Raw genomic sequence first — 19,643 nt, 5'->3', positions numbered from 1 at the left:
GTTCGGGGCATGGGTTCCCGGCCGCGGGCCGAAGGGCCGGCAGGCCCTCGCCCTCACGCTGTCGTCCGCGGGGCGTCGTCGGTCGCCGCTTCCCGGACGGCGGTGAGGAAGTCGTGGGCTGCCTCGCCGTGTGCCTCCGGTGGCCAGGCGACGGCGACGCGGAGCGGCTCGATGCCTGCGATCGGCCGCCACACCAGCTCGGGGTGCGCGTAGTACGCGGCCATGGAACGCGTGCCGAAGCACACCGCGGCGCCGGCGGCGACGTGTTCGAGCATCTCCTCCACGTTGTCGTTCTCGGGCCCCCATACCGGAGCGGAGCCGTCCGGCCGGGGGTTGACCGCCCACCAGTCCACCCAGGCGCGGGGGGCCCGGCCCGTCCACATCAGCGGCTCGTCGCGCAGTTCCAGGATGTCGACCGGCTCCCGGGAGCCCGCCAGCCGGTGCCCGGCGGCCATCGCCACCCACCGCGGCTCCGTCGCGACGACTTCGGCCCGCAACCCCGTCAGATCCGCGGGCAGCCAGACGAAGGCGACGTCGACCAGACCCTGCCGCAACGCCTCCGCCTCACCGCCCCATTCGAACCGTTTGGGCTCGATCCGGACGTCGGGGCGCCGGGCGCTGAACACGGCACGCGCCCTGCGCCCCAGCGGTCCCGCGCCGGTCGCCACGAACCCCACCCGTAGCAGCCGCTCCCGCGCGGCCCGGGCGCCCCGCACCTGACGCAGCGCCAGCTCCCAGTCGTCCAGCACCCGCCGCGCCGCGGCCACCAGGTCCTCGCCCGCACGCGTGAGCCGGATCTCCCGGCCGGCGCGGGTGAACAGCTCGGCCCCCAGGTCGCTCTCCAACCGCTGGATCTGCCGGCTCAAGGACGGCTGGGTGACGAAGAGTTCCCGAGCGGCCCGGGTGAAGCTCAGATGCTCGGCCACGGCCAGGAAGTAGCGCAGCACCCTCGTATCGACGTCCACGTGTGTCCTTTCCCCGCCGGGTCCGGTCGGATCATGCCCTCAACGTATGGAGGCAGGCGTTGGACCGCACGGGTCCGGCGTGTTTCGGTGGTGCCGTGCGGGGCAGCCGCGGCACCGGGGGTGTCACGCGGCACGGGCCCGGCGCCCGATGGGGGCGTGCGGTGCCATGACGAACTCGCGGAGTGGAACCGGCGCAGGGCGGCGAGGTCACGGAACCGGGCGGCGGGCGGTTCGGGGAGGCATCGTGCCGGACGAACTCCTCGCCGGCCCCACTCACGTCGCTCTTCGCCGGTCCGGACAGGCGGATCGCTTGCAGGTGGGAGGGGCTGTCACCTCCCCCACCCCGAGGGCCCGGCGATCGGCCGTCGCCTGCAGCGACGGCCGGGCCCGTCTCGGTCGGCTCACCCGGTCGGCGGGGCGTCGAGGGCCTCCAGTGCGGCGGCGGCGACCCACCGCACCCCCGGCGAGCCGTCGTCGGACGCGAGGCGGGCCAGACGGTCGCGGGCGGGACCGATGTCCGGAGGCAGTGCGCCGGTGGCCCTCGCCCACGCGAGCAGACCGGACGTCGCCGTACGGCGGACGCCCTCGTCCGGATCGTCCAGGCTCCGCACGAAGCGCCGCAGGTCCTGGCGTGCGGTGTCACCGCCGTCCTCCAGCAGCCACAGCGCGGCCGCCCTCACATTCCCGCTCGACGTCTCGTCCGCCAGGCGGCGTAGGCCGGGCAGCGCCTGGGCGAGGCCGCGCAGGGCGTTGCGGGTCTGCGAGACGTCGTGCCCGGCTTCCAGATGCGCCGTCAGCGCCCACGCCACCGCGTGACGCTCCCACGGCCGCAGCCCGTGCCTCACCAGCACGCCCAGCCCGTCGACCGCCCCGGCGCGCAGTACCGGGTCCTCGTCGTCGAGGTACGGCAGAAGCTGCCATACGGCGTCCCACCCGCCGCCCTCCGCGACGGCCACGGCGGCGGCCGCCCGGGTCGAGGCGGGAAGACTGCTGTCGTCCAGTGCGGACTCCAGCCGCTCGGCCGCCTCCGAGACGCCCAGGCCGCCCAGGGCGCGTACGGCTTTCGGTCCGGCCAGGGGGTCCGTCAGCCATCGCAGCGCGACACCGGCCGTGTCCGGATCGTCGTCCCCTTCGGCGTCCCTGAGCATCGCGGCGGCCGCCCGCGGGTCGGTCTCCGCTTCCAGAGCCGCCGCCAGCGCGTCCCGCACGGTGGTGTACCCGATGCTTCTCAGCCGGGAGGCCGCCGCGGCACGCACCTGCGCCGACGGGTCCCGCAGTCCGGTGAGCAGGGAGTCGAACAGTGCCCCGTCGCAGCGGGAGGGGACCATGGCCAGGGCCCGGACACGGGCGGCGGGGGCGCCCTGTCTGGCGGTGCGCAGTACCTCCGCCGCGACGGCCGGATCGTCGTCGGACCGGTACAGCAGCTTGCGGGCGAGTCCCCAGGCGACGTCGTGCGGGTCGCCGAGCAGCCGGGCCACGGCCGCCGCGTCCCCGACCGTGCCCCGCGCCTCCAGGGCGGTCAGGGCGTTGATCCGCACATGCCGGTCCGGGTCGGACAGCAGCCGTGCGAACGTCTCCGTCATCCCGGGCCCGTCGAGCCCGAGGCGCAACACGGCCAGCGACGCTCGGCGCCGCACGCGCGGATCCGGGTCCACCAGGAGCGCCGGCAGCACCTCGGCGGCGGCCTGCCGCACCCCCAGTCGGCCCAGCCCTACGGCAGCCGCCGCCCGCACCACGGCATCCCCGTCACCGGCCGCCCGGACGAGGGCGGCTGCGTGTTCCGCCCGCCCGAGCCGCCCCAGCCCTTTGGCCGCTGCCGCGCGCCTCGCCGGGTCCGCAGACGTCCCCAACTCCCGCAGGAGGAACGCGATCTGATGCTCCGACATGCCTGCCACCCCCGATGAGTGAGACTCACGAGCCAGCGGAAGGTTGGCCTGCCACTTGCGGACCGTGCGGCGTGGCCCGTCTTCGACGGGTGCGGCCGGACGAGGGCCACCTCGTCAAAGGCGTGCACCGCAGGCGGGCAGCAGATGACCGATGACGCCCATGGCCCGGGGCACGCCGCCTGCCGTGGGTGCCGCCCGTCCGAGGTGAAGGCGAGCAGCTACTGGCGTTCAGGCCAGGCAGGTCACGTCTTGTGCCGACAGACAGCCCTGGCCGACAGGGCGACGCGGAACCTTGATGCGCTCGTCCGGCCCCGTCCTTCGGACTGCCTTCTCAGCGCAGCTGCTCGGCCAGTCCGACGATGACGCCCTCCGGTCCGCGGAGGTAGCAGAGCAGGTAGCTGTCCTCGGACCGGGCGATCTCCCCGACGAGTTCGGCGCCGTGCGGGCGCAGGCGGGCAACGGTGTCCTCGACGTCGTCGACGGCGAACAGGCGGGCGGGCAACGCGGGGACGGCGGGTGCGGGACTCCGTCACCGGGGTCCCGCGGCGGGCCTCAGCGCCGTTCGGGCAGGTCGGCCTCCGCCGGCATGGTCGCGAGCGGGCGCGGCGCACGCGTCGACGACGCCGTGGGCTCGGTCTTCTTCCCGCAGAAGGCGGCTTCCAGCGATCCGCCGAGCGCCGTGTTCGCCGCGCCCCGGTTCGAGGTGTTCGCCATGGCGGACAGCGCGCGCCGGCCGTCGCGGGTGGCGAAGGCGTACGTGTAGAAGCCCTGCACAGTGCCGGTGTGGCCGTACACCTGGGTGCCGCAGGACAGGTCGTAGCGGCGCAGCCCGAGCCCGTAGAAGCGGGTCTGGGCGGTGTCCGTCGGGGTGACCGTGGTCATGGCGTCCAGCATCCGGGGCGAGAGCAGCTTGCCCCGCATCAGCGCGGTGGTGAAGGTGTTCAGGTCGGCCGGGTCGGAGATGACCGCGCCGGCCGACTGGGCCCAGGAAGCGGTCTGCTCCGTCGAGTCGACGAGCGGCGCCCCGGCCTCGTCGGGGTGGAGGTAGCCGCGTGCGTGCAGACCCGCGATCCGGGTCTGCGGATGCACGTAGGAGGTCCGGCCCAGCTTCAGCGGCTCGATGATGCGCCGCTCGTACTGCTTGGCGACCGACGTCCCGGTGGCCTTCTCGATGAGCATGCCGACGACGATGAAGTTGGCGTTGGAGTACTTGTAGGCGACACCGGGCTCGGTGGTGCGGGGTTCGGCCAGTGAGAGGTCGACCAGCTCCTGGTAGGTGAAGACGCGGTTGCGGACGGCTTCGAAGCCGGGCACGGTCTGCGCGAACATGGCCTCGGTGTAGTCGGCGAGGCCACTGCGGTGGGTGAGCAGGTGCCGGACCGTGATGCGGTCGTCGGGCAGCAGTCCGGGCAGGTAGCGGTTGACCGGGGCGTCGAGCTCCAGCCGTCCCTCGTCGACCAGTTGGAGCAGCACGACGCTGGAGAAGGTCTTGCTGACGCTGCCGATGCGGAAGCGTGCCCGGATGTCCATGGCTGCCCCGGAGACGCGGTCGCGGACGCCGACCGTGCGCGTCCTGATGCCGTCGGGTCCGACGAAGCGGGCCATCGCGCCGGGTGCGCCGTTGGCCATCGCGGACTCCAGGGCCGCCGTCACGCCGACCATGTCGGGGGCGGGAGTCGTGCGGTCCGCGGGGGCGGTGGGGGCGGCCGGCGCCGCGGCGGCCACTGTGGCGGGGACGAGGCCGCCTGCGAGGGCGGCGATCAGGGTGGCGCTCATGGCCAGACGTCGGTGCATCGGCAGGGGCACGTGGCTTCCTCGTTCTCGACTCGTCGATGTGACGGCACACGTGAGAGGTGTGCCGTGGAGGTCCGGGGAGGAGCGACGACAGCGCGGTCTCCCGGATCCCCGTCAGACAGGAGTGTCAACGCGTCACATCGGTTCCCGTCACCGGGCATTGGTGTCCCGCTCATCACGGTCAGCACGGTGCCGGTGGGGCGAAGCCCGGCCCCCGCAGGGATCGAGGGCCCGACTTCTGCGATCGCGCCACTGTTGCCGGTCCCCGTGATCCCTCGCCGTCGAACGACCGCCGGCTCAGGTCCTGCGGTAGCGAGCGCTGGCGAAGGAGAAGCCGCTGAAGGCCAGCAGACCCGCGGCGATCACGACGAGCAGCCACGGGCCGACCGGGGTCCGCGTGAAGGCGCGCAGCGTGTCGTCGATCCCCTTGGCGTTCTCGGGATCGAACCGCACGGCGGCGATCAGGGCGAACGCTCCCACGCCGCCGAACAGGAGCCCCCGGGCCACACCGCCGCAGACGCCGAGCGCGTCGACCGTCCGGCGCACCTGTCGGCCGACTCCGGCCATCCGCAGGTGCTTGCGGAATGTGCGACGTACCGCCCGGACCAGAATCCATCCGCCCGCGACGATCACCCCGACCGCCGCGGCGCCGACCAGCCAGCGTCCGCCGGGCATCTCGAGCGCCCTCGCGGTGATGTCCTTGGACTGACGGTCGGACGAGTTGCCCCCGTTGCCCGACCCGGTGGCGAAGGCGATCACGGAGTAGGCGACGAAGCCGTAGAAGACGGCACGGCAGGCGGAGAGCAGACGCTTGTGCGCCTTGCGCCCGTCCGGAGCGGAGGCGCCGAACGCCGCCTCCGACAGTCGCCACAGCGCCATCCCGGCCGTGGCGATGCCCAGCGCCCACAGCAGCACCGAGGCGAAGGGCTTGTCGGCGATCTCGGCGAGCGCGCCCGAGCGGTCAGCCTGCTCGCCGCTGCCGGGGTGGAAGGCGATACGGATCGCGATCATCCCGATGAGGAAATAGAGCACCCCTCGCGCCACGAAGCCGGCCCGGGCTGCACGGTCGATCGCCGTGCTGTCGGCGGCGCGCCGCGCGGTGCGCCGGGTGCGTCGCGCGAACGATGTACCTGTCATGCCCGCACGGTTGCCCCCGGTCCGGGTGCGGAAACGGTGCGTGGCGCCTTGAGGATTCGCTCCGGCGCCGTGTGGGAGGCGGCAACCGGACTCCGTGGCGGCCCTTCGTCACGGCGGCCGCGTCCGTGGCCGCCGTTGTCCGGGATGCGTGCAGACACCGGAGCCGTACTCACGGCCGGGGGCGGACGCGGTGCCACCGTGGGCGCGCGTCCCGGCCGCGGCGTCCGGCCGCGGCGGCGCAGCGTGGGCACACCCGCTGCACCCTGTCGGCCGCGCCGCCGGATTCCGGGAAGGTGTCGGGCCAGCTGACGTGGGGGAAGCGCGCGAGCTGCGAGCGGTGGAGGGACAGCCCGCACACGGTCTCGTTCCGGCCCGGTTCCCAGGCGTGCACCTCTCCGGCGGGCAGCCTACGGCGGCCTTCCTCCTCGTCGGTCCACTGTCCGGAGGCGGCGACGGCGTACTGCTTGCCGCGTTTCGTGTGCTCGACCATGTCGTCCCGACCACGTTGTGAGGGCAATCCTGCAGGTCACGTCGGCACCGTCCGCCACTCACCCGGTCGGCCACGGCCCCTCGCTCCGGGCGGTGCGGCCTGGCCGGCACCCCGCCGCTGCTACGAGTGCCACGGAAACCGCGGTCCCACACACGCGCCGGCTCCACCACCGACGGCGAGATCGACCGCGAGATGGCGAGGCCCGGCGCCAGGGCCGCGGAGCGCTACCGGGCGGGTCCGACGGCTCGTCACCTTTCCACATTGTCTAGACCTATTTTGTCTAGACCTCTTGCCCCGCCCGTGACGTGAGAGCTACGTTTCCCGCTGTTCGGAGCACCGAGCAGTGCACGTTTCCTTCAATTCCCTTGCTGGGCAAGGCTGGAAGGAGCATGTCCGCATGCAGGACCGGAGTCTGTCCAGGAGAACCGTCCTCGCCTCCGCGACCGTGGCCGCCGCGAGCGCGACCGGCGTCGTGGGCGTCACGGCCACCCCCGCGCTCGCGCACGACCGTGACGACCGCCTCAAAAAGATCATGGCCGGGATGAGCGTCGAGGCGAAGATCGGCCAGCTCTTCGTGCCGTACTTCTACGGCACGTCGGCGACTTCTCCCAGCCAGTTCGACCAGGACCGCAACCTCAGGGAACTCGGCGTCCGTACCGTGGCCGAGCTCATCGCCAAGTACCACATCGGCGGTGTCATCTATTTCTCCGGGTGGGCGAACAACATCCAGGACCCCCATCAGGTCGCGGAGTTGACGAACGGTGTGCAGCGGGCCTCGCTCGCCCTGCCCACCCCCATCCCGTCGCTGATCTCCATCGACCAGGAGCACGGGGCCAACGTCCGCATCGGCAGCGGCGCCACCCAGCTGCCGGGCGCGATGGCGCTCGGCGCGGGCGGCTCGCTCTCCGGCGCGCGGACCGCCGGGCGCATATCCGGCACCGAACTCGCCGCTCTGGGCATCCACCAGAACTTCGCCCCGGTCGCCGACGTCAACGTCAATCCGGCCAACCCGATCATCAACGTCCGTTCCTTCGGCGCCGACCCCCGCGAGGTCGGCCGTATGGTGGCAGCCCAGGTGACGGGCTATCAGCAGGCCGGCGTCGTGGCCTGCGCCAAGCACTTCCCCGGCCACGGGGACACCGCGGAGGACAGCCACACCGGACTCCCCGTGATCACCCACACCCGCGAGGAGTGGGACCGCGTCGACGCCCCGCCCTTCAGGGCCGCCATCGCCGCGGGCGTCGACTCGATCATGACCGCGCACCTCCAGGTCCCCGCGCTCGACCCCAGCAACGAACCCGCCACCCTCTCGCCCACGATCCTCCAGGGCGTGCTGCGCGGCGAGCTCGGCTTCGACGGCGTGATCGTCACCGACGCCCTCAACATGCGCGGCGTGCGGACCAAGTACGGTGACGACCGCGTGCCCGTCCTCGCCCTCAAGGCCGGCGCGGACCAGTTGCTGTTCCCGCCGGACATCGACGTCGCCTACAACGGCGTCCTGGCCGCCGTCCGCAGCGGAGAGATCACCGAGGACCGGCTCGACGCGTCGGTCCTGCGCATCCTGCGGCTCAAGGACAAGGTCGGTCTGCTCAGCGGCAGCCCCTACGTGTCCCCGAGAGAGGTCGATCGGGTCGTCGGCGCACGCAGGCACCGGCTCGCCGCCGCCCGGATCGCCGAGCGCACCACCACCCTGCTCGTCAACGAGAACGAGGCGCTCCCGCTGCGCCGTGGCCAGAAGAAGCTGCTCGTGGTCGGCGCAAGCCCGGCCTTCCCGACCGACGGCACCCGCACCACGGTGCCCGAACTGGCCAGGGCGTTCGACGAACTGGGCTACAGCACCACCCACCTCGCCACCGGCCGCGCGCCCGACGCGGCGAGGATCGACGAGGCCGTGGCCGCGGCGCAGGGACGGGACGCGGTCGTGGTCACCACGGACAACGTCGGCGCGACCAGCGCCCAGCGCACCCTGGTGTCCCGGCTGCTCGCGACGGGCGTCCCCGTCGTCCACCTCGCGGTGCGCAACCCCTACGACATCGCCCACCTCGGCGACGTCCCGGCCTCACTGGCCTCCTACTGCTGGACCGAGGTCGAACTGCGCGCCGCCGCCCGGGTGATCGCCGGCCGGGTCGAGCCGCGCGGCAGACTGCCCGTGCCCGTCCAGCGCGCCGACGACCCGACCGAGGTCCTCTTCCCCTCCGGGCACGGCCTGTCGTACGACGGCTGACGTCCGCGTCGCGGCCCCCCTTCGGCGCGGGCGCCCAAGGGGGGCACTGACCGGCCGGCGGCGGGCCGACCGGCACTGGGACCCCAGGCTGTACACCGACCACAGCCGCGGCCACCAGTACACGGCCAACAGCAAGGAGACCCGCGGCGGCCACACCATCACCGTGGACCGCAACGCCTGGGACGCCCCGGTCGCGATCATCGGCTGAGCCCGGGCCCTCCCGGGGCGGGGTCGCCCCACCGACAATGGGGACATGCTCTTCCCCTTCACACACGGCCACGACGGTGAACGGCTCAGCGGTGTGCTCGGCGGTCCCCCGTCCGGGGCCACCGCTGTGGTGCTGCACGGGGCGGGCGCCAGCAGCGCCGAACGGGTGCTCCCGGTGGTGCGGGAGTTCGTGGCGCACGGCTGTCGCGGGATCGCCTTCGACTTCTCCGGGCACGGTGACAGCACCGGTGCGCTTAGTGAGTCGAGTTTGCGGCGGCGGTTCGAGCAAGTCGTGGCGGTGATCGACGCGTACGCGGGGGCGGACGGGCCGCTGGTTGCGGTGGGATTCAGCATGAGCGGGCAGACGGTGGCGGATCTCGTCGCGCACTACGGGGACCGAGTGGCGGCGCTGGGGCTGTGCGCCCCCGCCGTGTATGCGGCCGAGGCGTGGGACGTGCCCTTCGGGGAGGGCAACGGGCGGTTCAGTGGCATCATCCGGCGGCCGGACAGCTGGCGGCGGTCGCGTGCGCTGGAGGTGCTGCGGGCGTACGAGGGCCGGGCGGTGCTCGCCGTGCCGGGCACGGACGCGGTGATCCCGCCCGCCGTGACCGAGGCCGTACAGGATGCGCTGGCCGCGCGCGCCCGGTACGCACGCTTCGACCTTCCGGGCGCGGATCACCATGTGGGGCGGTGGTTCCGCGATCACGACGACGACCGACGGGGGTTCGTGGAGGCGGTGCTGGCCGGCCTCGATGACCGGGGCCGGTCGGTCACGCGGGCGCGGGTGGCCGAGTAGCCCGGCACAGGGTGGTGAAGGAGAAGGGCCCTCGGCGAATGCCGAGGGCCCTGGCCGCGTGTCGCCGGGGGAAACGCCCACGCGACGTCCGTTGCGGGGTCGGTGCCGGCCGACGGGGTTCGTCGGCCTCGTCACTGCGCGCCGATTCTTGCACCGATCGACGCCGACCACCGTCTTTAACAGTGACAACTAAAAGGTAGCAGCTTTCACTTGGAAGTGGGTAGAGATTGGGTCGTGCTCGCTGTATCGGAACGGCGGGGCTCCGACCTGCTCGCCTTCCGCGGCCGACCCCCGGTCGGCCGATCCCGGACCGCCCGGATCTACGACCGAACCTGCGCCGGGTCTCCTCGTCGGCCGGCGGGAACGTCTCCAGATGCAGTCCTTCCAGGGCCGCGTCGGTGGCGGTGCTGAGCGTGGCGGAAGTGCTGAAGAACCGCAGCCGGGCGCCGTCCACGTCGATCTCCAGGGTGATCACCGGTCCGGTGCCGGGGATCGCGGCACCGGACCCGCCGAGGTACCCGGCGATCTCTGCGGCCAGCTCGCGGTGCCGCCGGTCATGGGTGCGGTCGGCACGGTGGCGCACCTGCCGCAGCAGATGGCCGCCCCACTCCGCGCGATTGCCGGTCCGGCCCGCCAGTCCCTCCGGATGAAGACAGACCCGGACCACATTGACCGGCGGCTCCAGCAGCTCCGGCGCGCAGCCGGCCAGCAGCCGGTCAACGGCGAAGATGTCGGCCTGACGGCGGCGCGCGGACGGGCGCCCGGCTGCCCCGAGCACTGATCCAGCCCCGCGCCCGAGTACGTGTGCTCGGGCGCGGGGCGTGGGAGCGTGCCGGTGATCCGGGACGCCTCCGGTCCTGGTCGGTCCGTGTCACCACTCGGCGAGGAGCGGTGTGTCCGGTTCGCGGCGGCGCCAGGTCTCGGTGAGCCGGGACAGGCGGGTGGGGGCGGCGATGCCGTGCACGGTGGCGATCCGGCCGTCCGCGATGTCGAAGGCGACGGCGGCCACGACCCGGTCGCCGAGCACGAGCAGGAGGGCGGGGGCGCCGTTGACGAGCGCGTAGTGGACGGCGGGCGTGCCGCCGAGCAGGCGCCGTTTGGCGGGGGTGGGCTTGAGGCCGCGTGCGACGGCGGCGACGCGCTGCGGGGTGTCGTACCGCTGCGCTGTCTCGGCCCGGCCGGCGCCGTCGGAGATCGCGGTCGCGTCGTCGGTGAGCAGGGCGACCAGGCGTTCGGTGCGGCCGGAGGAGGCGGCGGCGAGAAACTCCTCGACGATCCTGCGGGCGGACGCCGGGTCGACCTCGCCGCCGCGGCGCGCTGCGGTGACGCGGTGCCTGGCCCGGTGGAGGTGCTGCTGGCTCGCGGACTCGGTGATGTCGAGGATGCCGGCGATCTCGGCGTGGCTGTAGGAGAACGCCTCGCGCAGGAGGTAGACGGCCCGCTCCAGGGGGGACAGGCGTTCCATGACGGTCAGCACCGCCAGGGAGACCGATTCGCGCTGTTCGACGGTGTCGGCCGGGCCGAGCATCGGGTCGCCGTCGAGAAGGGGTTCCGGCAACCAGGCGCCGACGGTGCGCTCGCGGCGGGCCCGGGCCGAGCGGAGCCGGTCGAGGCAGAGGTTGGTGACGACCTTGGTCAGCCATGCCTCCGGCACCTTGATCCGTCGGCGGTCGGCGGCCTGCCACTGCAGGAACGCGTCCTGTACGGCGTCCTCCGCGTCGGCGGCGGAGCCCAGCAGCCGGTACGCCAAGGAGGCCAGCCGGTTCCGGCTGGCCTCGAACCGACCCGCGTCGAAGCGATCAGTGGTGGTGGTGCTGTTCACGCGGAACACCCTATTCCGCTATGCGGCAGCCTTCTCGGCGGACGCGTCCGGCGCGGCGGTCAGGCGACGCCTGCGGGTGGGCAGGCCGAAGGTCGGGTGGGAGACGGCCCACAGTGACATCCGGATGATGGCCGTCTTGACCCGCGCGGCCTTCAGGCCGCCCACGTACCCCGGCTTCGGCTGCGCCCGGACGTCGACCAGGTGCAGGATCCCGTCGCGCCGCCCCAGGCTGATGTGGTTGCCCAGGTACGTGAGCGCGACCGTCGGGACCTTGCGGCCGGTCAGGCGGCTCACGATCGCCTCCGTGGCCTGGCGCCCCGTGCAGCCGGCGGAGGCGCAGGACATCGGCACGGCGATACCGTTGTCGCCCACGGCGTAGGCGGCGTCGCCGACGGCGTAGACGTTCGGGTACGACACCGACCGCATGGTGCGGTCGACGACGATCCGGCCGTTCTCGGTGACTTCCAGGCCGCTGGCGGCGGCGATGGGGTGGACCGTGAACCCGCCCGTCCACACGGTCGCGTCCGACGCCAGGGTGGTGCCGCCGGAACACAGCACCTTCGTCGCCTCGACGGCTTCGACGCTGGTGTGCTCCAGGACCGTGATGCCCAGCCGGTCGCAGGCCCGGCGCAGGTGGCCGCGGGCTCCGGGCGAGAGCCGGGCGCCCAGCTCGCCCCGGGCGATCAGCGTGACCGCGAGGCCGGGCCGGGCCTCGGCGATCTCGGGGGCGGTCTCGATGCCGGTCAGCCCGTCGCCGACGACCACCACGCTGCCGCCTTCGCCCCGCCGCTCCAGGGTGTCCAGGCGCTCGCGCAGGCGCAGGGCCGACGGTCGGCCGGTGACGTCGAAGGCGTGTTCGTCCACACCCGGGACGCCGTTGTGGGCGACGTGGCTGCCGAGTGCGTAGACGAGCGTGTCGTAGGCGAGCTCGTCCTCGGCGTCGGCGAGGGCGACGACCCGGCGCTCGGGGTCGACGGCGGTGACACGGGCCAGGCGCAGCCGTACGCCCGTGCCCGCGAAGACGTCGGCGAGCTTGAGCGGCTCGATCGGGTGACCGGCCGCGAGCTGGTGCAGCCGCAGCCGCTCGACGAAGTCCGGTTCGGCGTTGACCACGGTGATCTCGGTGTCGTCCGGGGACAGCCGACGGGCCAGGGTTCCGGCCACGTAGGCCCCGGCATAGCCGGCGCCGAGGACGACGATGCGGTGTTTCATGTGGTGCTCCTGTGGTTCGCTTGCTCCCCGGGTCTTGAACGGGACAGCGCCCCGATTGCTGACAGGAACGTCCGAAATGTTCCGGAGGGCGACACGAACGGGTGACGCCGTGCGCCGCCCGGTCCTCGGACCGACCACACCGCGGGTCGGTCGTGCCGGGCGCACGTCGGACAGGTCGGCGGACCCGCGGCCGTACGCGGCTCCGGGCGTCCGGTAGGGGCGCCCCGTCGTCGGACGGCGGGGTCCGGCGACGGGGCGGCGGATCACCGGGGGCTTGCGGCCTTCCGGTCGTCGTCCCGGAGGTGCCGGGCGCCGAAGCCGGCCGCCATCTCCCCCAGCGTGTCGGCCACCGCACGGGCGCCGGGCGCTCCGGGTTCGATGAGCGTGTAGTGGCCGGTGCCGGGCAGTACGACGGTCCGCAGGTCGCGGTGCACGGACGCGTAGTCCGTGAACTGGGCCTGCGGGACCTCCTCGTCGACGGCGCCGTGCAGCAGTACGGTCGGGACGCCGGTCGTGCCCGCGTCGCGCAGCAGGGTGATCGGGTCCACCCGGGGCAGCCGCTCCTCGAACAGCTCAGCGCCGCCGAGGAGTTGCAGGGCGGCGTCGTCGCTGAGGCCGTCGCGGCGGGTGGCGGCGAGGTCCGTGATCGGGGCGAGCGCCAGCACGGCGGTCGGCAGGGTCCGGGTGTGCCAGCGCGAGCCGGGGGGCAGCAGGCCGCGGGCCGCGCACCACAGGGCGAGGTGGCCGCCCGAGCAGTGCCCGGCCAGAACGTACGGCCGCCCCCGCGGCAGCGTGTCCACGATCCGCGCGACGTCGTCGAACGTCTGCGGATAGCCGCCTGCGCCGCCGGACCTGCGGAAGCCCGGCAGCAGCACGTCGAAACCCTGCCGGGAGAGGTAGGCGGCGAAGGGGGTCAGGTGCATGCGGTCGTAGCGCCAGTAGCCGCCGTGCAGCAGGATCACGAGCGGGGCGGCGGGGTCCTCGGCGGGCCAGGCGTCGTAGACCTGGTGGGGGTGGTCCCCGTAGCGGCCGTGCACCGGCGCGAGGACCGGCTTCAGGCTCAGGACCCGTTTCTCCTCCTCGGCGGCGAAGGCGGAGATCGTCCTAGACGCCACCGCGCACCTCCCACAGTTCGGGGAAGACCGGGCGGGTCGCTCGTTCCTCCAGCCAGGCGAGCCCGGTGGAGCCGGCGCTGCCGCTCTTGGCGCCCATCGCGCGGCGGACGACCATGATGTGGTCGAAGCGCCAGCGGGCGACGAGCTCGGCGATGTCGGTGAGCAGTTCCCCGAGGACGAGCAGCGGGTCGTGCTGGGGGCCCGCGTAGACCTGCCGCCAGGCTTCGACCACGCCCGGGTCGCAGGTGTGGGGGACGGCCGGGTCGCGGTCCCGGACGTGCTCGGGGACGGGCAGCCCCCGCCGGTGCAGGAAGTGCAGCACCTCGTCGTAGAGGGACGGTTCGCGGTAGGTCTCGGCCAGCGCCTCGTGGACCGCGGCGTCGCCCTGGTGCATGCGGAGCATCCCGGCGGACTTGTCGCCCAGCAGGAACTCCATGTGCCGGTACATCGCCGACTGGAAGCCGGACGCCTGTCCGAACGCCGCCCGGAAGCCGTTGAACTGGGCGGGGGTGAGCGCGCCGATCGGCGCCCAGGCGGCGTTGAGGGCGGTCAGGGTGCGCCGGCTGCGCACCAGCGCGTCCATGGCGGCGTCCAGGTCGTCCTTGGCGAAGGCCGTCCGTGCGGTGCGCCACTCGTGGACGACGAGGGTGAACCACAGCTCCATCACCTGGGTGGTGATGAGGAAGCCCATCTCGTCGGGGGCCTCGGTGAGGGGGCTTTGGAGCGTGTTGAGGACGGACGCGTGCACGTACGCGTCGTAGGGGCTGGCGCCCGGGAAGGGCCGGGTCAGCGGGTCGAGGTCGTCCTCGGCGGCGGCGGTGGGCGGGACGGGGGCTGACGTGCTGTCGTTCATGGCATCTCCTGGTGCTGCCGTCGGTGCCGCGGGGGCGGCTCTCTCACACGCCGAGGTGGACGCCGCCGGAGGCGTCGATCCACTGTCCGGTGATCCAGCGGGCGTCGTCGCCGGCCACGAAGGAGACCACGTCGGCGATGTCGGCGGGGGCGCCGAGCCGGCCGAAGACGGAGGCGGCCGCGTACCGTTGGCGGATCTCCGGGATGCTGAGGGTGGGGTTGATCTCGGTCTCGGTGTAGCCGGGCGCGACGCTGTTCACGGTGATGCCCCTGGGGCCCAGTTCCTGGGCGAGGGAGAGGGTGAGGTAGTCGAGGGCCGCCTTGGTCATGGTGTAGGCGGCGATCGGGGGGAAGGCGACGCGGGTGGCCACCGAGGAGACGTTGATGATCCTGCCGCCGTCGCGCAGCCGGTCCAGTCCGCGCTGGATGATGAAGAAGGGGGCCTTGGTGTTGACGGCGAAGACGCGGTCGTAGTCCGCCTCGGTGACATGCGCGATGGGGCGCGGGAGGGTGATGCCGGCGTTGTTGACGAGGATGTCCACGCCGGGGCGGGTGTCTTCCTGGTCGGCGAGGGCCCGGTCGTAGGCCTCCCAGAGGGCGTCGGCGTCGCCGGGTACGCCGAGTTCGGCGTGGACGGGGAAGGCCCGGCCGCCGTCGGCCTCGATCTCCTTGACCGTGCGCTCGGCCGCCGTCGCGTCGTGCCCGTAGTGGACCGCGACGAGGGCGCCCTCACGGGCGAGGCGCCGGCTGATGGCCCGGCCGATGCCGCGGCTGCCTCCGGTGACCAGGGCGGTCCTGCCTTCGTGCCGCAAGGTGGTGCTCAACGTCTTCTCCTTCTGGTGCGTGGCTGGTGAGTGACTGATGGGTGGGTGACTGGTGGGTGGGTGACTGGTGGGTGGCTTGTGGGTGGGTGACTTGTGGGTGACGGGTGGAGGGGGCGCGGCGGGTCCGCGCCCCCGGTCATACGTCGAAGTCGAGGGTGAGTTCGGGGCTCAGGGGCCGGGCCCGGCACACGAGCGTGTAGCCGGCGGCTTGTTCCTCGGCGCCGAGCGCGTGCTGCGGGCCCGTGGTCACGCGTCCGGTGAGGACCCGGGCCCGGCAACTGCCGCAGATGCCCTCGCGGCAGGCGTACGGCACGTCGGGGTGGGCGGGCAGCAGCGCGTCCAGGACGGTGGCGTCCCGGGACGCGGTGACCGTGCGGCTGCGGCCGTCCAGCAGTGCGGTGATGCGGGTTCCGTGCGGGGTGGGAGCTGTGGGGGGTGGTGTGCTCGGGGACGGTGTGCTGTGAGCTGGTGCGCTGAGGGCTGGTGCGCTGGAGAGTGGGGGTGCGCTCGGGGACGGGGCGTCCGCGGATGACTCGTCCGCGGGAGTGAACAGTTCCGAGCGGATCCGGGCCGGGTCGGCGCCCCACTCCGTGAGTGAACGGCGGACCGCCGCGACCATGCCTGCCGGGCCGCACAGCGCGAACGTGGTGTCGGGGCCGGGGAGCGCGTCGAGCGCGGTGAGCAGCCGGGACAGCTTCGCGTCGTCGATCCGGCCGCCCGGGAGGCCGCTGCCGGACTCTCGGGTGAGCACATGGGTGACGGTGAGGCGGTCGACGAACGCGTCCTTGAGTTCGGCGAGTTCGTCGGCGAGCAGGGCGTCGGCGGCCGTGGGGACCGAGTGGACGATGCTGACACGGCAGGCCGGGTCCTCGCGCAGGGCGGCGGCGGCCATGGCGGCGAGCGGGGTGATTCCGGAGCCGCCCCCGACGAGGACGTGGTGGCCGCCGGGATGCTCGGGCAGGGCGAACGTGCCCGTCGGCGGGGAGAGTTCCAGCACGTCGCCGGGCGCCAGGCCGGTGACGGCGTGGTCTCCGAAGCCGCCGGGCGCCCCGCGGCGGATCACCAGGCGCAGTGCCGTCGGGTCGGCCGGCGGGGGGCACACCGAGTAGCTGCGGCGCAGTTCGGCGCCGTCGGCGCGGCGGTACCGGACGACGACGTGTTCCCCGGGCCGGTGGGCGAAGACGTCGCGCAGGACGTCGGGCACGTCGAGGGTCACCGCGACCGCGTCCGCGGTGAGCCGCTGGACGTCGACGACCGCGAGCCGGTGCCGGCCGGTGCGCCGCCCCGCGGCCCCGGGGCGGCCGGGAGACGCCGGGTGGGGGGTGGCCGGGGGCGGGGGCGGGGCGGCGGAGTCCTCGCGGGGGGCGGCGGGGTCCGGGGGGCCGGAGGCCCGGCAGGTGGTGGCGGCGGTGTTCACGGTCTGCCTCACAGCGCGCTCAGGTGGGGGAACAGCTCCTGGCATCCCGTGCACCGCAGTACGGACTGGCAGCGGTTGGGCCCGAAGGGGCTGTGCGGCCGGGTGGCCCGGGAGCCGCAGTGGGGACAGGGCACGGCGGCCAGGGCCACGGGGACCGGGCCGTTCGCGGCGACGGGCAGGGGCGGGGCGATGCCGTGGGCGGCGAGCTTCTCCCGGCCGGCCGCCGTGACGCGGTCCGTCGTCCACGGCGGGGAGAGCACCTGCCGGACCCGCCCCTCGGGGTGGCCGCTCGCGGCGAGGACGTCCCGGATCGCCGCGACCATGGCCGGCAGCGCGGGGCAGCCCAGGTAGGTCGGGGTGAGTTCCACCTCGAGCACTCCGTCGGCGGCCGGGGCGACGGAGCGGATCACACCGAGGTCGCCGAGGCCGATCATCGGCAGTTCCGGATCGGGCAGCGCCTCCACCAGGGCCCGTACCTCCGCCGTCGTGCGGGCGGGGCGCAGGGATACGACGGGGCGCGGCGCCGCCGGGGCCGGCCGGGTCGGGCCGTTCACCAGCGGCCTCCCGGGAACTGGCGGTGGACCGACTGCATCTCGGCGATCAGCGGGCCGAACTCCTCGGTGTGCAGGCCCGCCCTCCCGCCCCGGGCCCGCCAGTCCGGGTCCGGCACGGTCAGGCCCGCGCGGGTCACGACCTCGCCCACGGCCCGCTCCCACACCGGGCGCAGCGGGGTCGGGGAGGGGACCGTGCCGGCCGACACGAGGTGCCGTACGACCTCGTCCTCGTCGAACAGTTCGGCGGTGTAGGGCCACACCCGCTCCAGGGCCCGCTGCATGCGGCGGGAGCTCTCGGGCGTGCCGAGGCCCAGCCGCAGCGTCCAGTTGTCGGCGTGCATCCGGTGGAAGGCCACCTCCCTGGCGGCCCGCCGGCCGAAGGCGGCCAGCCGGTCGTCCGCGCAGCCGGCCAGGGCCTCGTAGTACGGGACGGCGTAGTGCGTGTACGCGAGCTGCCGGGCGACGGTGACGGCGAAGTCCCCGTTCGGCAGCTCGGTCAGCAGGGCGTTGGTGAACTCCCGCTCGGAGCGGGTGAAGGCGAACTCGTCCTCGGTGCGTCCGGTGCCGTCCACCTGCCCGGCGAGGGTGAGCAGGGTGCGGGCGTGGCCGATCAGGTCGAGGGCGATGTTGGACAGGGCCATGTCCTCCTCGATGCTCGGGGCCCGCGTGATCCACTGGCACAGGCGCTGCCCGAGGACGAGGGCGTCGTCGCCCAGGCGCAGCAGGTGTACGGCGAGGTGGGCGTCGAGGCGTGCGTCGGCGCGCGGGGCTTCGGCGCGTGCGGCTTCGGCGACCGTGGCCGGGTCAGTCGAGGTGGTCACCGTCGGGGCCTTTCTCGGTCAGCGGCGCGAAGTGTTCCGGGTACCGGTAGGGCTTGTGGCGTGCGCCCGCGAAGTACGGGTCGCGTTCGTCGGGGGACGCCGCGTGCACGGCGTCCGAGCGGACCACCCACAGCGACAGCGGGTCGCCGCGCCGGGTGTACAGGTCACGGGCCCGCAGCAGGGCGGTGTCGGCGTCGGCGGCGCGCACGGAGCCGACGTGCTGGTGGGCGAGGCCGCGGCGGGGCCGGACGAAGACCTCCCAGGACGCCTGGGCGCCCTCCGGCTGACGGTTCACGCGCGCTCCTCCGTTCCCGTTCCCGTTCCGCCCGGTGCGGCCTCCGCCGTGGCCGCGTCGCCGGCCGTCCGCGCCTCCGAGGCCGACGACGGGGCCGGGGACGGGGCCGGGGACGTGTCGTCGGCCGCGCAGCGCGCGGCGTACGCGGCGGACGCCTCCCGTACCCAGGCGCCGTCCTCGTGCGCCGCGCGCCGGTGTGCGACGCGCTGCCGGGACCAGTGGGTGTCGTCGCCCAGCGCCGCGCGGTAGGCGTCCCAGTCGACGGGGGTGAAGTCGTAGTGGCCGCGTTCCTCGTTCCAGCGGATCGCCGGGTCGGGGAGGGTGAGGCCGAGGCGTGCGGCCTGGGGGACGCAGGTGTCGACGAAGCGCTGGCGCAGTTCGTCGTTGGTGTGGCGCTTGATGCCCCAGGCCATGGCGCGGCGGGAGACGGCGGCGCCGAGCGCGGCGGCGCCGGTTCCGTCCGTGCCGGTGTCGGGCGGCCCGAACATCAGGGCCACGGCCGGCAGCCACCAGCGGTTCACCGCGTCCTGGGCCATCGCCTTCTGCTCCGGGGTGCCTTCGCACAGGGCGCGCATGAGGTCGTATCCCTGCCGTACGTGGAAGGCCTCCTCCTGGCAGACGCGGCGCATGGCCCGGGCGTACGGCCCGTAGGACGTACGGCACAGGGGGGCCTGGTTGATGACGGCGGCGCCGTCCGTGAGCCAGGCGATGGCGCCGGTGTCCGCCCAGGTCAGCGCGGGGTGGTTGAAGGTGGCCGAGGCCCGCTGCCGGCCCTTGTGCAGGGCGTCGAGCAGTTCGGCCCGGTCCACGCCCAGCGTCTCGGCGGCGGAGTAGAGGTACATGCCGTGCCCGGCCTCGTCCTGGACCTTGGCGATGAGCACCGACTTGCGGTGCAGGGAGGGGGCGCGGGTGAGCCAGGAGCCCTCCGGCTGCATGCCGATGATCTCGGAGTGGGCGTGCTGCGCGATCTGCCGGAGCACCATCCTGCGGTAGCCGTCGGGCATCCAGTCGCGGGGCTCGACGGTCTCCCCCGCGGCGATGAGGCCGTCGAAGTGCGCGAGCAGCTCGTCCTGCGCGGAGGGCACGGCGGAGGCGGCGGACGCGGACCCGGAGGTGGCGGACGCGGAGGTGGCCGGCTGTGCGGTCATGCGCCGCCTCCGCGGCCGGTTCCCGCCACGGCGGGCACGTGCCGGTCCGCGGACCGGACGCAGGGCCTGGGCACTGGCATCACT

At 73.8% G+C, this 19,643-nt stretch carries 18 protein-coding genes and 2 pseudogenes; 3 read left to right on the top strand and 17 right to left on the bottom strand.

Annotated elements, in window-relative coordinates; translation table 11 throughout:
- Nucleotides 1–53 precede the first annotated feature (53 nt).
- From ACZ6KF_RS12380 to ACZ6KF_RS12355, 6 genes and pseudogenes are all read right to left on the bottom strand, one after another.
- Nucleotides 54–965 carry a LysR family transcriptional regulator gene (locus ACZ6KF_RS12380; protein ID WP_469174691.1) on the bottom strand — a complete coding sequence of 304 codons (912 nt, stop codon included), beginning with the start codon at nt 963–965 and terminating at the stop codon, nt 54–56.
- Between the two features lie 401 nt (nt 966–1,366).
- Complete coding sequence (locus tag ACZ6KF_RS12375; RefSeq protein WP_469238414.1) at nt 1,367–2,851, bottom strand: HEAT repeat domain-containing protein; 1,485 nt, start codon at nt 2,849–2,851, stop codon at nt 1,367–1,369.
- A gap of 331 nt (nt 2,852–3,182) precedes the next feature.
- Nucleotides 3,183–3,341: pseudogene (locus tag ACZ6KF_RS12370) on the bottom strand (VOC family protein); the annotation flags it as partial.
- Nucleotides 3,342–3,403: 62 nt separating this feature from the next.
- Entirely contained in the window at nt 3,404–4,657 is a 1,254-nt protein-coding gene (locus ACZ6KF_RS12365; protein ID WP_469157610.1) for a serine hydrolase domain-containing protein, read from the bottom strand.
- A 285-nt stretch (nt 4,658–4,942) separates the two neighbouring features.
- Nucleotides 4,943–5,782 carry a DUF1206 domain-containing protein gene (locus ACZ6KF_RS12360; protein WP_356628014.1) on the bottom strand — a complete coding sequence of 280 codons (840 nt, stop codon included), beginning with the start codon at nt 5,780–5,782 and terminating at the stop codon, nt 4,943–4,945.
- 169 nt (nt 5,783–5,951) lie between these two features.
- Nucleotides 5,952–6,272, bottom strand: a complete 321-nt coding sequence (locus ACZ6KF_RS12355) for a hypothetical protein (RefSeq protein WP_356628015.1) — start codon at nt 6,270–6,272, stop codon at nt 5,952–5,954.
- Between the two features lie 397 nt (nt 6,273–6,669).
- On the opposite strand from ACZ6KF_RS12355, the gene ACZ6KF_RS12350 reads away from it, so the two are divergent.
- From ACZ6KF_RS12350 to ACZ6KF_RS12340, 3 genes and pseudogenes are all read left to right on the top strand, one after another.
- The gene (locus ACZ6KF_RS12350) at nt 6,670–8,496 is read left to right on the top strand and encodes a glycoside hydrolase family 3 protein (RefSeq protein WP_469238413.1); all 1,827 of its coding nucleotides are present in this window, start codon (nt 6,670–6,672) and stop codon (nt 8,494–8,496) included.
- Nucleotides 8,497–8,563: 67 nt separating this feature from the next.
- Nucleotides 8,564–8,704 (top strand): annotated as a pseudogene (locus ACZ6KF_RS12345) (glycoside hydrolase domain-containing protein); the annotation flags it as partial.
- A 45-nt stretch (nt 8,705–8,749) separates the two neighbouring features.
- On the top strand, nt 8,750–9,499 hold the full coding sequence (locus tag ACZ6KF_RS12340) for an alpha/beta hydrolase (RefSeq protein ID WP_469238412.1): 750 nt from the start codon (nt 8,750–8,752) through the stop codon (nt 9,497–9,499).
- Here ACZ6KF_RS12340 and ACZ6KF_RS12335 read toward each other — a convergent pair.
- From ACZ6KF_RS12335 to paaA, 11 genes are all read right to left on the bottom strand, one after another.
- Entirely contained in the window at nt 9,474–10,166 is a 693-nt protein-coding gene (locus tag ACZ6KF_RS12335) for a hypothetical protein (protein ID WP_469238436.1), read from the bottom strand. The two genes, ACZ6KF_RS12340 and ACZ6KF_RS12335, sit on opposite strands and share 26 nt — an antisense overlap.
- A 204-nt stretch (nt 10,167–10,370) precedes the next feature.
- The gene (gene sigJ, locus ACZ6KF_RS12330; RefSeq protein ID WP_356628019.1) at nt 10,371–11,330 is read right to left on the bottom strand and encodes an RNA polymerase sigma factor SigJ; all 960 of its coding nucleotides are present in this window, start codon (nt 11,328–11,330) and stop codon (nt 10,371–10,373) included.
- A 9-nt stretch (nt 11,331–11,339) separates the two neighbouring features.
- Nucleotides 11,340–12,533, bottom strand: coding sequence for an NAD(P)/FAD-dependent oxidoreductase (locus tag ACZ6KF_RS12325; RefSeq protein ID WP_469238411.1), 1,194 nt, complete (start codon nt 12,531–12,533; stop codon nt 11,340–11,342).
- A 263-nt stretch (nt 12,534–12,796) separates the two neighbouring features.
- The gene (locus ACZ6KF_RS12320) at nt 12,797–13,648 is read right to left on the bottom strand and encodes an alpha/beta hydrolase family protein (RefSeq protein WP_469238410.1); all 852 of its coding nucleotides are present in this window, start codon (nt 13,646–13,648) and stop codon (nt 12,797–12,799) included.
- A complete protein-coding gene (locus tag ACZ6KF_RS12315; RefSeq protein WP_469157618.1) occupies nt 13,638–14,501 on the bottom strand; it encodes a tryptophan 2,3-dioxygenase in 864 nt (287 codons plus the stop codon). The genes ACZ6KF_RS12320 and ACZ6KF_RS12315 overlap by 11 nt, the downstream gene beginning before the upstream one ends.
- A 43-nt stretch (nt 14,502–14,544) precedes the next feature.
- Nucleotides 14,545–15,324: an SDR family oxidoreductase gene (locus ACZ6KF_RS12310; RefSeq protein ID WP_356628024.1), complete on the bottom strand. Its 780-nt coding sequence runs from the start codon at nt 15,322–15,324 to the stop codon at nt 14,545–14,547.
- 136 nt (nt 15,325–15,460) lie between these two features.
- Nucleotides 15,461–16,753: a 2Fe-2S iron-sulfur cluster-binding protein gene (locus tag ACZ6KF_RS12305; protein WP_469174699.1), complete on the bottom strand. Its 1,293-nt coding sequence runs from the start codon at nt 16,751–16,753 to the stop codon at nt 15,461–15,463.
- Nucleotides 16,750–17,295, bottom strand: coding sequence for a 1,2-phenylacetyl-CoA epoxidase subunit PaaD (gene paaD, locus ACZ6KF_RS12300; protein ID WP_469238409.1), 546 nt, complete (start codon nt 17,293–17,295; stop codon nt 16,750–16,752). The genes ACZ6KF_RS12305 and paaD overlap by 4 nt, the downstream gene beginning before the upstream one ends.
- Nucleotides 17,292–18,020 (bottom strand): 1,2-phenylacetyl-CoA epoxidase subunit PaaC, encoded by a 729-nt coding sequence (gene paaC / locus ACZ6KF_RS12295; RefSeq protein ID WP_469175123.1) that lies wholly within the window; start codon nt 18,018–18,020, stop codon nt 17,292–17,294. The genes paaD and paaC overlap by 4 nt, the downstream gene beginning before the upstream one ends.
- A gap of 79 nt (nt 18,021–18,099) precedes the next feature.
- A complete protein-coding gene (paaB, locus tag ACZ6KF_RS12290) occupies nt 18,100–18,411 on the bottom strand; it encodes a 1,2-phenylacetyl-CoA epoxidase subunit PaaB (RefSeq protein WP_469174701.1) in 312 nt (103 codons plus the stop codon).
- Nucleotides 18,408–19,559, bottom strand: a complete 1,152-nt coding sequence (gene paaA, locus ACZ6KF_RS12285) for a 1,2-phenylacetyl-CoA epoxidase subunit PaaA (protein ID WP_469238408.1) — start codon at nt 19,557–19,559, stop codon at nt 18,408–18,410. The genes paaB and paaA overlap by 4 nt, the downstream gene beginning before the upstream one ends.
- Nucleotides 19,560–19,643 lie beyond the last annotated feature (84 nt).

It is taken from the genome of Streptomyces sp. NPDC046379 (assembly GCF_055587785.1).
This window is presented reverse-complemented; position numbering and strand designations above follow the sequence as displayed.

What these genes read in the sequence shown, in the direction of transcription:
- ACZ6KF_RS12375 (WP_469238414.1), bottom strand. Translation starts at nt 2,851, where the DNA reads ATGTCGGAGCATCAGATCGCGTTCCTCCTGCGGGAGTTGGGGACGTCT.
- ACZ6KF_RS12360 (WP_356628014.1), bottom strand. Translation starts at nt 5,782, where the DNA reads ATGACAGGTACATCGTTCGCGCGACGCACCCGGCGCACCGCGCGGCGC.
- ACZ6KF_RS12355 (WP_356628015.1), bottom strand. Translation starts at nt 6,272, where the DNA reads ATGGTCGAGCACACGAAACGCGGCAAGCAGTACGCCGTCGCCGCCTCC.
- ACZ6KF_RS12350 (WP_469238413.1), top strand. Translation starts at nt 6,670, where the DNA reads ATGCAGGACCGGAGTCTGTCCAGGAGAACCGTCCTCGCCTCCGCGACC.
- ACZ6KF_RS12340 (WP_469238412.1), top strand. Translation starts at nt 8,750, where the DNA reads ATGCTCTTCCCCTTCACACACGGCCACGACGGTGAACGGCTCAGCGGT.
- ACZ6KF_RS12325 (WP_469238411.1), bottom strand. Translation starts at nt 12,533, where the DNA reads ATGAAACACCGCATCGTCGTCCTCGGCGCCGGCTATGCCGGGGCCTAC.
- ACZ6KF_RS12315 (WP_469157618.1), bottom strand. Translation starts at nt 14,501, where the DNA reads ATGAACGACAGCACGTCAGCCCCCGTCCCGCCCACCGCCGCCGCCGAG.
- paaA (WP_469238408.1), bottom strand. Translation starts at nt 19,559, where the DNA reads ATGACCGCACAGCCGGCCACCTCCGCGTCCGCCACCTCCGGGTCCGCG.